A 10,577-nucleotide genomic window follows, 5' to 3' on the forward strand; every position below is an offset into this window, starting at 1 on the left:
CGCGTTATCATCATTGTTGAGCCATAACCGGGTCCGCCTGCTTCGCCTCATCCCGCTCAGGACGACGAGGAATGAACGACACGACCCAGGAAACCAGCGAAGTAAGTGACCGGAAAATTAATTTCACCGACGACGGGGCAAATTCTGCAAGGTGACGATAGCCACGGAACCCCAGCTTCAGAATATCCAGCAGGCTTTCCAGAGGTTTATCTTCAGGGAAGCTGTCCTGCCAGATAGCCCACGTATCCGCGCGGGCAAACGTACACTGCACAAAATCGATATGTTGCTTTTTGGTCAACGGCATCAGCTGCAGACCGACTTCATTGCCCGTCACGCGAACAACCTGCGTCGGGAAGACATACTCCTGCTGACCGCGCTTAAGCAGCAGGTTAACTTTCTGCCCTTCCAGCACCTTCGCCTGGCCGTTGATTTTGATCCCCAGACCACCGTCAGAGAAGTCGTGCACGGTACAGGAGAAGAGGTGGCCATCTTCACGGGCGATCGCCGCAGGCATGCAGATTTCAACGCGATGCGCACGACGAACCTGTTTGCTCTCCACCGACACCGCCACCGCGCCGCCGAGGATAATCAGGTTGTAGAAGACCCAGGCCATACTCACGAAGACGGTCAGGATTTCGTTTTCCGGGCCGTAGAAGTAACGCCAGATACCGGCGATGACGCCAACGATATTCAGCAATACCAGGAAGATATACGGACGGGAGATCACCCAGTCGACGTACTCCTCTTCCACCAGACCACCCTTCGCGGTGACGTTGAATTTCCCTTTATGCGGGTTAATCAGCGCCACCATCGTCGGCGGCGCGATGTACCAGGCCAGCACCGTTTCGTAGATTTCACTCCAGAAGGAATGGCGGTATTTACCCTGTATCTTCGAGTTCGTCAGGCTCGCGTGGATCATGTGCGGCAGAACGAACAACGCAATCATTAGCGCGGGAGCGTAAATGATATAAGCGTGAAGGAGCAGGAACGCCAGCGGCGCGGTCAGGAAGATTAGCCGCGGGATACCGGATAAGAAGTGGAACATGGCGTTGACGTAGCAGAGACGTTGCGCCAGCTTGAGCCCTTTCCCTATCAGTGGGTTATCGAGACGGAAAATCTGCACCATCCCGCGTGCCCAGCGAATACGCTGACCAATGTGCGCCGACAGTGACTCCGTTGCCAGACCGGCAGCCTGCGGAATACGCATATAGGCCGAGGTATAGCCACGACGGTGCAGACGCAGAGAGGTGTGCGCATCTTCAGTCACCGTTTCGACGGCGATGCCGCCAATTTCATCCAGCGGTTTACGGCGGATAACCGCACAGGAGCCGCAGAAGAAGGTGGCATCCCACATATCGTTTCCGTCCTGCACCAGGCCATAGAACAGCGTGCCTTCGTTCGGGGTTTTACGGAAACGGCCAAGGTTACGTTCAAACGGATCCGGCGAGAAGAAGTGGTGCGGCGTCTGCATCATCGCCAGCTCTTTCTCCTTCAGGAACCAGCCCATGGTCATTTGCAGGAACGAGCGCGTCGGCACGTGATCACAGTCAAAGATCGAGACAAACTCCCCTGTGGCATACTTCAACGCGTTGTTGATGTTCCCGGCTTTAGCATGTTCGTGAGTCGGACGGGCGATGTACTCGACGCCGACCTCCTCTGCGAACTGGCGGAACGCCGGACGGTTGCCGTCATCCAGGATCCAGACCTTGAGCTTATCTTTCGGCCAGTCGATGCCCAGCGCGGCATAAATGGTGTTTTTCACCACGCTCAGATCTTCGTTGTAGGTCGGAACAAAGAGATCAACAGTTGGCCACTGCGCGGTGTCTTTTGGCAGCGGAACCGGCTGGCGGTTAAGCGGCCAAATGACCTGGAAATAGCCCAGCACCAGCACTATCCAGGCGTAGGTTTCTGCAAACAGCAGCACCAGACCGCACACCAGGCTGACCGGGTCGTCCCAGTTCAGGGTTGAGGTATAACGCCACCAGATGTAGCGACAGGAGACGGTCAACGACAACACAATCAGCATCAGCGCCGAGAAGCGGCCCGGAATACGGCGGACCAGCAACGCCACGCCCCACAGCAGGATCAGGAAGGTGAACTGCGCCACAGGGTTGAAAGGTTGCGTAATACAGACCAGCGCCAGAATGAGCGAGAACACGACGATCACGCCGAGGATAAAACGCCGCAAGCCCGGATGGAGATGCCCGAGCTCTTTATGGTTATCCAGATGGCTGGTCTTATCGCTTACGTTGTTGGGCAGTTTATCCAGCCACTGGTGATAGCGTTCACGTAACTGCTGCACGCGGGAGAAACTGCGCCAGTGCGGCGTTATTTTCTCTGAGCGGGATGACGTGACCACCAGCCAGATAGCCTGAATAAGATAACGCGCCGGATCCAAAGGACGCGGTCGGTTGGGATTAATGTGCGGATATAGCTCACTGTGCCGTGCACGTATGCGCTGCCAGCGCGGGTGTTCGAGTGGAATAAACATCCAGGCCAGAATCATCCAGAAACAGCCAAGCGCGGCGCTAAATGCCGAAGCGCCGTACCGGCGGAAATGCCGGTAATGTTCGCTCAAACGCGAACTGACCGGTGGGATGAGTAACCAGCTGGCGAGACGACTCATACAGAACTCCCTGCATGCTCCGCCCTGTTGGCGAAGTTCAGCAGACACCAGTTAGCCAGCGTCAGGATCTCTTCTGCCGCCAGTGAATCGCTGCGGTATTCGCCGAGCGGTTGCTTAGACGCAAGGCATTCCGCCATTCCCTCATCACGATGGATGACAATGGGAAGCAGACGGCGCTGGCTTTGCAGCCACACCTGATACAGATCGTCCTGGATCTGGCTGCCAATGCGCAAATCGTTAATCAGGATATGGCCATTTTGAGGTAGCCCCTGCTGATGCAGGCGGATATGGCAGTTCGCATCGACGTTGACGATGGAAAGGACATGATCGCACTGCGCGATAAGTTGTCGGGTCAGCGTGCCGGCGCCGTGCGGCAGATCCAGCAGGATCCACTTGTAGTGTCCTTTTTCTTTCAGGGTTTGCAGCGCCATCGTGAACTGCGAAAACAGACGCTGATACGCGGCTTCATTCTCGCGTTCCGTGGTGGTCAGTTGACCAAACGGCAGCAGATCAAGCTGGGAGGTATAGCGCATCCCTGCATCCTGCCAGTCTTTATCATCAAGCAGCGCGCGGGCCCAGCCCTCTTCGCGAGAAAAGTCGACGTTAAACGACATACGCAACAAATTATCGGCGCAGGCGTCAATCACCAGCACCGATTCACCTAAAAGCTGTAATGACCACGCCAGCGCCGCGGTAACTGATGTGGTACCCACACCGCCACGGACACCCTGTAATCCGAGTATGGCCATCAATGGCTCCCTTATTGTTGATGGGCGAATTCGGCTAATAGCGGCCAGCGTTTAATAGCCGCAGCCAACTGTTCCCGCTGGGAAATATCGGTGTAATCTATTTCAGGTAAAGAAAAGGCCTGCGTCAGCGCCAGAAAATCGTTTTGGAATGTGTAACCCAGGGTCGAATCGACTGGGGTACCGGGTTCGTTATTATCCATTCTTTTTTCCATCCCTTTGCGTAGAATCGCCAGATCAGAAGTAGCGAGGCATCCTGCCCTATGAAATTTCATTTACATGCTAAATCTGATGTTCTTTAATTTCAATGTTAGGTTTATTTCTACGCTTTCGCTAGTAAACTGAGATACAGATAAATTAGACGAAAAGAGGGACACCGTGGACTCCATATTTTCTATTGGCATCCAGTCATTATGGGACGAATTGAGCCACATGCCAGTCGGAGGAGTCTGGTGGATTAATACGGACCGTAATGAAGATGCTATCAGTCTGGTAAACCAGACAATTGCTGCTCAGGATAAGGATTCCCGTGTGGCCGTCATTAGCATGGGCGAAGAGCCCAGAAAAATTATCGCGCTTGAAAGTGGTCGCGGCCCCCAGTCGGTGCGATTATTTTCCATGACATCGGAAGCCGATAGTCTATACTTTTTGTCCCGCGACGTTCAGTGCACGATTGATCCGGATCACTATTTAGTGATTCTAAAATGTGCAAATAACGTCCTGCAAAATATGCCTGCTGAAAAACTGCTGCCATGGCTGGAAAAAATCAATAAATGGGCAAAATTTCAAAATTGCACGCTATTGATAGTCAATCCCGGCAGTAATAATGACAAGCTGTTTTCACTTTTAATGGGTGAATATCGCTCCCTGTTCGGTCTGGCAAGTGTTCGTGACCAGGCGGGAAGCTATCTCTACGATATTGCATTCTGGTGTAATGAAAAAGGCGTGAGCGCCAGGCAACAACTTACGCTGAAACATATCGAGGGCGAGTGGCACCTGGCGCGGCAGGAAGAAACCGTGGTGCAACCGCGCAGTGATGAAAAACGCATCCTGAGCCATATCGCGGTTTTAGAGGGGGCACCTGCCCTGTCGGAAAACTGGTCACTGCTAGAATCTAACGAAGCCCTTTTCCATGAAGCCCGCACAACCCAGGCGGCAACCATTATTTTCTCACTGATGCAGAATAACCAGATTGAGACGCTGGCAAGGCAAATCCACACCTTACGTCGCCAGCGCGGCAGTGCGTTAAAAATCATCGTTCGCGAAAATAATACCAGCCTGCGCGCCACCGATGAGCGCCTGCTTCTGGGCTGCGGCGCCAATATGGTTATTCCATGGAATGCGCCGTTGTCACGCTGCCTGACGCTTATCGAAAGCGTTCAGGGCCAGCAGTTTAGCCGCCATGTGCCGGAAGATATTTCCACGCTGCTCTCCATGACGCAGCCGATGAAGCTGCGTGGATACCAAAAATGGGATACCTTCTGCGACGCCGTCGGCAACATGATGAGCAACACGCTTCTTCCCGCTGACGGAAAAGGGGTCATGGTTGCCCTGCGTCCTGTACCGGGTATCCGTGTTGAACAGGCTCTTACCTTATGTCGCCCGAACCGTACAGGGGACATCATGACCATTGGCGACAATCGCCTGGTACTGTTTTTGTCCTTCTGCCGGGTAAACGATCTCGATACGGCGCTTAACCACATCTTCCCCCTGCCTACCGGGGATATTTTCTCGAACCGTATGATTTGGTTCGAAGATAATACTATCAGCGCGGAGCTGGTGCAGATGCGTGCGCTCCAGCCTGAACAATGGGTTAAACCGCTCGCTATCAAGAGCGATGCCAAACCGATCCTCAATGCCAGACATGATGGACACGTCTGGCGTCGGGTTCCGGAACCCCTTCGCTTATTAACAGACAACGCGGAGAACGCATCATCATGAATATCAGCGATATCATTCAACTGGTTATATTCTGTGCGCTGATCTTTTTCCCGCTTGGCTACTATGCGCGTCATTCCATACGCCGTATCCGTGATACGGCCAGAGTGCTGTTTATAAAACCTCGCTATGTAAAACCAGCCGGAACACTGACACGGGCATCACACGTCAAGGCAGACCGAAAACATGACTAATTCTACCTATACCGCTTCGTCACCCTCGCCGCTCTGGCAATACTGGCGCGGTCTTTCCGGCTGGAACTTCTACTTTCTGGTGAAGTTTGGTCTGCTGTGGGCAGGCTATCTGAATTTCCATCCCCTTCTCAACCTCGTGTTTATGGCCTTCCTGCTGATGCCGCTGCCGAATATCAGGCTGCATCGCTTACGTCACTGGGTAGCCATCCCTGTCGGCTTTGCGCTGTTCTGGCATGATACCTGGCTACCGGGGCCGGACAGCATTATGAGCCAGGGATCGCAGGTGGCGGGCTTTAGCGCCAGCTATGTCCTCGATCTGACCGAGCGCTTTATTAACTGGCAGATGATTGGCGCGGTATTTGTGCTGCTGGTTGCCTGGCTGTTCCTGTCACAGTGGATCCGCGTCACGGTGTTTGTCGTCGCGATTATGATCTGGCTTAACGTGCTGACGCTGGCAGGGCCAAACTTTTCGCTGTGGCCTGCCGGTCAACCGACCACCACAGTGACCACGACCGGGGGAAGCGCAGCGGCAACCGTGACAACGGCAGGCGATACGCCTGTGGTGGGTGATATCCCAACCCAGACAGCACCGCCGACCTCTACAAACCTGAACGCCTGGCTCTCCAGTTTCTATACCGCGGAAGACAAGCGACAGACTAAATTCCCGGATGCGCTGCCAGCGGATGCGCAGCCGTTTGAACTGCTGGTGATCAACATCTGTTCTCTCTCCTGGGCCGACGTGGATGCCGCCGGTTTGATGTCTCATCCGCTGTGGTCACATTTCGACATTCAGTTCAAAGATTTCAACTCTGCCACCTCGTACAGCGGCCCGGCGGCGATCCGCCTGCTGCGTGCAAGCTGCGGTCAGACATCGCATAAAAACCTGTATCAACCCGCCGGCAACCAGTGTTATCTGTTCGATAACCTCTCAAAACTGGGCTTTACGCAGCATCTGATGCTGGGGCATAACGGCCAGTTCGGTAACTTCCTGAAAGAGGTGCGCGAACAGGGTGGCATGCAGGCACCGCTGATGGATCAAACCGGTCTTCCTGTCTCTCTGCTGGGCTTCGACGGCTCGCCCGTTTATGACGATACCGCCGTCCTGCAACGCTGGCTGCAGACCATCGAAAAAGACAGTAATCCACGCAGCGCGACGTTCTTTAATACCCTGCCGCTCCACGACGGTAACCATTTCCCGGGCGTGAGCAAAACGGCAGATTATAAAGTGCGTGCGCAGAAATTCTTCGACGAGCTGGACGCGTTCTTCACGGAGCTGGAAAAATCAGGCCGTAAAGTGATGGTGGTTGTGGTACCTGAGCACGGTGGTGCGCTGAAAGGCGACAGAATGCAGGTATCAGGTCTGCGTGATATCCCAAGCCCGTCCATCACCAACGTGCCTGCCGGCATTAAATTCTTTGGTATGAAGGCACCCCATCAGGGCGCACCGATTGAGATTACACAGCCAACCAGCTATCTGGCGATCTCAGAACTGGTTGCCCGTGCCGTTGACGGGAAGCTGTTTGTGGAAGATAGCGTGAACTGGGATCAGCTCACCAGCAAACTGCCGCAAACGGCGGAAGTTTCCGAGAACGCCAACGCGGTGGTGATCCAGTATCAGAACAAACCGTACGTTCGCCTGAACGGCGGGGATTGGGTACCGTATCCGCAGTAATACGGTATGACGTCCCTCTCCCTGACCGGGAGAGGGACAATATCGACATTATTGCTGGGCGATCCACACCAGCATTTTCAGACTTGCCGAATAGTAGTCGTCTGTAGAGGTGATTTCGGGTTCTCCGGAAGACTGCCCCATCGTTAAATCGCGTACTGCCAACAGGCCACCTTCCATCATGTAGGGCGCATATTCGTTGGTCGTGACGTTAACCCAGGCGGGAGTTTGTTCCCGGGGGAAATGACCGAACCAGGCCTTCCACGGCGTCAGCAGTGGGCTTTGTTTTTCAGACCAGGCAACGTATAGCGGAATACGAATCGCGTCATAGCTCATTCGCGGTGGCCAACCTTTGGCTGGAGCCAGCTTGCCACCTGATGCCAGTGAAACCCAGTCAGTGGGCAGATTCGCTTTACCCGAGCCCATTTTCCCCAGCAGGCCTTTCCCATCCTTAATCAAATCGCGCCAGACCGGCAAATGACTGCGCCCGGCGAAGGCCTGCCAGGCCGGAAACACGAAATAGGAAGGATTAAGAACCACTTCACCCTCAAGCTTAAATCCCTGGACGCCGGGCAGCATCACGCGGTAACCCGCATAGCGGATCACGCTGTGGTCAATCAATGCTTTTGTAATTGCATCCGACGCGGCGCTGTAGCGTTTGTCATGCCAGCGGGCGTCGGCTTTCAGCAACGCCCAGGCAATCAGCACATCACCATCTGCAGCGTTGTTTTTGTCGGCGACCGGGTTGGACTCTGCGGGGTTATAGCGCCAGTAAAACAGACCATTCTTTTTGTTCTTCAGCTGACTGTCTGTCCATTGCCAGAGCTTATCGAACGTGGCTTTATCGTCGTTGGCCACCGCCATCAGCATGGCAAAACCCTGACCTTCCGTATGCGACACACCGCCATTGCCGGTATCGACAATCCGGCCTTCCGGTTTGAAAAAGCGGGCCTTGTAACTCTCCCAGGCCTGATCCGCCTGAGTGAGAGGCGAGAACAACACACTCATCATGACGGCCAGCGTCGCGCAGACGGGTTTTCGCATAATTAACTCAATCCGGTTATTCGGCACTTCGCAGTGAAATCTCACCACCCATCCAGGGTTTGATCACGCCATCCTGCTCCAGGAGCAGCGCGCCCTGTGCGTCAATACCGCGGGAAGTCCCGTAGATCTCTTTATCACCAATCAGCAATTTCACCGGACGGTTGATGAAGTTATCCAGCTTTTCCCAACGAGACAGGAACGGTGCCAACCCTTCCTGCTCAAAAAGCGTGAGCGAGCTGCGCAACTCTTTAATCATACGCACGGCGAGGGTGTTACGATCGATGACGATCCCCGCCTCCTGAAGGTTAGTCCAGGCCTGATTCACCACATCATTTTGTACATTGCGCATCACCATATTAAGGCCTGCGCCAATGACGATTTGCGCCGCATCGCCCGTTTTTCCCGTCAGTTCGACAAGAATACCCGCAAGTTTACGATCGTTGAGGTACAGGTCATTAGGCCATTTAACGCGTACCTTATCCGCTCCCAGATCGTGCAGCACTTCCGCCATGACGATGCCGATGACCAGACTCAGGCCAATGGCAGCGGCCGGACCCTGATCGAGTCGCCAGTACATAGAAAGATAGAGGTTGGCACCAAATGGCGAAAACCATTTGCGGCCGCGACGGCCACGACCGGCCTGTTGATATTCAGCAACACAGGCATCGCCGGATTTCAGTTCAGGCAGACGATCCAGAAGATACTGATTCGTCGAATCAATCACCGGCAGCACCGCAATATTGCCGTGTCCAATCTGGCTGCGGATCGCTTCTTCATTCAGCAATTGAATAGGCTCCGGCAGGCTGTAGCCTTTTCCTGGAACCGTGAACACATCAACACCCCAGTCGCGGAGCGTCTGGATATGTTTATTGATAGCAGCACGGCTCATGCCAAGCTGCTCACCCAGTTGCTCGCCAGAATGAAACTCACCGTCAGCAAGGATGCTAATCAGGGTTAAGGGGATGGTATTGTCTTTCACGCGATGGCCTCCACGGCATTGACTTCACCTGTACGGCCAATGAAGCGAACTTCTGGCTCCAGCCAGACGTTAAACTTTTCGCCCACACGCTGACGAACATAATGAGCCAGCTGTACAACATCATCGCTGGTCGCATCGCGTTGATTAATCAGTACCAGGGCCTGCTGTTGGTGAACGGCGGCACCGCCTACTGAAGTGCCTTTTAGCTGGCATTGATCGATGAGCCACCCCGCGGCCAGCTTCACGCTGCCATCCGACTGAGGGTAATGTGGCGCTGCTGGCCATCCCTCAAGAAAGACTTTTGCATTTTCGCTGCTGATAACCGGGTTTTTGAAGAAGCTTCCAGCGTTTCCGTTTACTTTTGGATCGGGAAGTTTGGTCATCCGCATATGGCAAACCGAGTCAAAAACGTCGCGGGCGGTTACGGTCGCCGGATCGAGACGCGTTAAATCCCCGTAGGTCAACACCGGCTGCCAGTTCTTCGACAGGCGCAGACCCACGGCGACAATCACGTAGCGATCCTGATAGTCATGTTTGAAAATACTGTCACGATAGCCAAATCGGCACTGTTCTGCCGTTAAACGCTTAGCTGTTCCGGTCGCCAGTTCGATGCAGTCGACATATTCACAGACATGTTTCAGTTCGATGCCGTAGGCGCCGATGTTTTGAATAGGTGACGATCCGGCGCAGCCTGGAATAAGCGCAAGATTTTCCAGGCCCGGCATCCCTTTTTCGAGGGTAAATTGCACCAGATGATGCCAGTTTTCTCCGGCACCCACGTGCACGTGCCAGCTATCGGCACGCTCTTCAACATCAATTCCCATGATGCGATTAACGATCACCGTTCCCGCAAAATCATCGAGAAACAGGACATTACTTCCTTCGCCCAGAATCAGTACGGGTTCGTTATTTTCTGTTGCGCTTTGCCATGCATCCAGCAGTTGCTGTGCAGTATCGGCACGTACAATTTGATTAGCATTGCGTTGAATGCCAAAGCTATTCCAGGGCTTAAGGGAGTGGTTCATAGACGCTATCCTGATGCAAAAACGCAGGTAGTTTACCGTATAAGCAGGGCGTTGGGGGATTAGTTTGTGCAGCGTATAAACGCAAAAAGGCCATCCTTTCGGATGGCCTCTCTACTTAATTGATGCCTGGCAGTTCCCTACTCTCACATGGGGAGACCCCACACTACCATCGGCGCTACGGCGTTTCACTTCTGAGTTCGGCATGGGGTCAGGTGGGACCACCGCGCTAAAGCCGCCAGGCAAATTCTGTTAATCTGTATCAGGCTGAAATTTGAATGCGTCGTCTCTTCGCCAAAACATCTTCGGCGTTGTAAGGTTAAGCCTCACGGTTCATTAGTATCGGTTAGCTCAACGCA

Annotated in this window: 9 protein-coding genes and 1 rRNA gene; 3 read left to right on the forward strand and 7 right to left on the reverse strand. The window is 53.9% G+C overall.

Annotated features, from left to right (window positions below; all coding sequences use genetic code 11):
* Window positions 1-10: 10 nt before the first annotated feature.
* Genes bcsA through bcsR form a run of 3 tightly spaced genes read right to left on the reverse strand, consistent with a single transcriptional unit; the run spans window position 11 to window position 3,575 of the window.
* Window positions 11-2,626: a UDP-forming cellulose synthase catalytic subunit gene (gene bcsA, locus FU672_RS21320; RefSeq protein WP_148244731.1), complete on the reverse strand. Its 2,616-nt coding sequence runs from the start codon at window positions 2,624-2,626 to the stop codon at window positions 11-13.
* A complete protein-coding gene (gene bcsQ / locus FU672_RS21325) occupies window positions 2,623-3,375 on the reverse strand; it encodes a cellulose biosynthesis protein BcsQ (protein ID WP_148244732.1) in 753 nt (250 codons plus the stop codon). Before bcsQ ends, bcsA begins: the two co-directional genes overlap by 4 nt.
* Before the next feature lie 11 nt (window positions 3,376-3,386).
* Window positions 3,387-3,575: a cellulose biosynthesis protein BcsR gene (gene bcsR, locus FU672_RS21330; protein WP_008503237.1), complete on the reverse strand. Its 189-nt coding sequence runs from the start codon at window positions 3,573-3,575 to the stop codon at window positions 3,387-3,389.
* A gap of 175 nt (window positions 3,576-3,750) precedes the next feature.
* Here bcsR and bcsE point away from each other — a divergent pair, with 175 nt between their 5' ends.
* Genes bcsE through bcsG form a run of 3 tightly spaced genes read left to right on the forward strand, consistent with a single transcriptional unit; the run spans window position 3,751 to window position 7,176 of the window.
* The gene (bcsE, locus tag FU672_RS21335) at window positions 3,751-5,313 is read left to right on the forward strand and encodes a cellulose biosynthesis c-di-GMP-binding protein BcsE (RefSeq protein ID WP_148244733.1); all 1,563 of its coding nucleotides are present in this window, start codon (window positions 3,751-3,753) and stop codon (window positions 5,311-5,313) included.
* Entirely contained in the window at window positions 5,307-5,504 is a 198-nt protein-coding gene (gene bcsF / locus FU672_RS21340; protein WP_024908822.1) for a cellulose biosynthesis protein BcsF, read from the forward strand. The genes bcsE and bcsF overlap by 7 nt, the downstream gene beginning before the upstream one ends.
* On the forward strand, window positions 5,497-7,176 hold the full coding sequence (bcsG, locus tag FU672_RS21345) for a cellulose biosynthesis protein BcsG (RefSeq protein WP_063145660.1): 1,680 nt from the start codon (window positions 5,497-5,499) through the stop codon (window positions 7,174-7,176). Before bcsF ends, bcsG begins: the two co-directional genes overlap by 8 nt.
* Before the next feature lie 48 nt (window positions 7,177-7,224).
* Here the strand turns inward: bcsG and FU672_RS21350 are convergent, their stop codons facing one another.
* The 4 genes from FU672_RS21350 to rrf form a co-directional block, all read right to left on the reverse strand.
* Window positions 7,225-8,217, reverse strand: coding sequence for a family 8 glycosyl hydrolase (locus FU672_RS21350; RefSeq protein WP_148244734.1), 993 nt, complete (start codon window positions 8,215-8,217; stop codon window positions 7,225-7,227).
* 16 nt (window positions 8,218-8,233) lie between these two features.
* The gene (gene birA / locus FU672_RS21355) at window positions 8,234-9,196 is read right to left on the reverse strand and encodes a bifunctional biotin--[acetyl-CoA-carboxylase] ligase/biotin operon repressor BirA (RefSeq protein WP_148244735.1); all 963 of its coding nucleotides are present in this window, start codon (window positions 9,194-9,196) and stop codon (window positions 8,234-8,236) included.
* On the reverse strand, window positions 9,193-10,221 hold the full coding sequence (gene murB, locus FU672_RS21360) for a UDP-N-acetylmuramate dehydrogenase (RefSeq protein WP_148244736.1): 1,029 nt from the start codon (window positions 10,219-10,221) through the stop codon (window positions 9,193-9,195). The genes birA and murB overlap by 4 nt, the downstream gene beginning before the upstream one ends.
* 124 nt (window positions 10,222-10,345) lie before the next feature.
* A 5S ribosomal RNA gene (rrf, locus tag FU672_RS21365) occupies window positions 10,346-10,461 on the reverse strand.
* Window positions 10,462-10,577 lie beyond the last annotated feature (116 nt).

It is taken from the genome of Enterobacter asburiae (assembly GCF_008080435.1).
GTDB classification, from domain to species: domain Bacteria; phylum Pseudomonadota; class Gammaproteobacteria; order Enterobacterales; family Enterobacteriaceae; genus Enterobacter; species Enterobacter asburiae_C.

Bases quoted from the DNA above. Each gene is read 5' to 3' on its own strand.
- bcsA (WP_148244731.1), bottom strand. From the start codon at position 2,626: ATGAGTCGTCTCGCCAGCTGGTTACTCATCCCACCGGTCAGTTCGCGT.
- bcsQ (WP_148244732.1), bottom strand. From the start codon at position 3,375: ATGGCCATACTCGGATTACAGGGTGTCCGTGGCGGTGTGGGTACCACA.
- bcsR (WP_008503237.1), bottom strand. From the start codon at position 3,575: ATGGATAATAACGAACCCGGTACCCCAGTCGATTCGACCCTGGGTTAC.
- bcsG (WP_063145660.1), top strand. From the start codon at position 5,497: ATGACTAATTCTACCTATACCGCTTCGTCACCCTCGCCGCTCTGGCAA.
- FU672_RS21350 (WP_148244734.1), bottom strand. From the start codon at position 8,217: ATGCGAAAACCCGTCTGCGCGACGCTGGCCGTCATGATGAGTGTGTTG.
- murB (WP_148244736.1), bottom strand. From the start codon at position 10,221: ATGAACCACTCCCTTAAGCCCTGGAATAGCTTTGGCATTCAACGCAAT.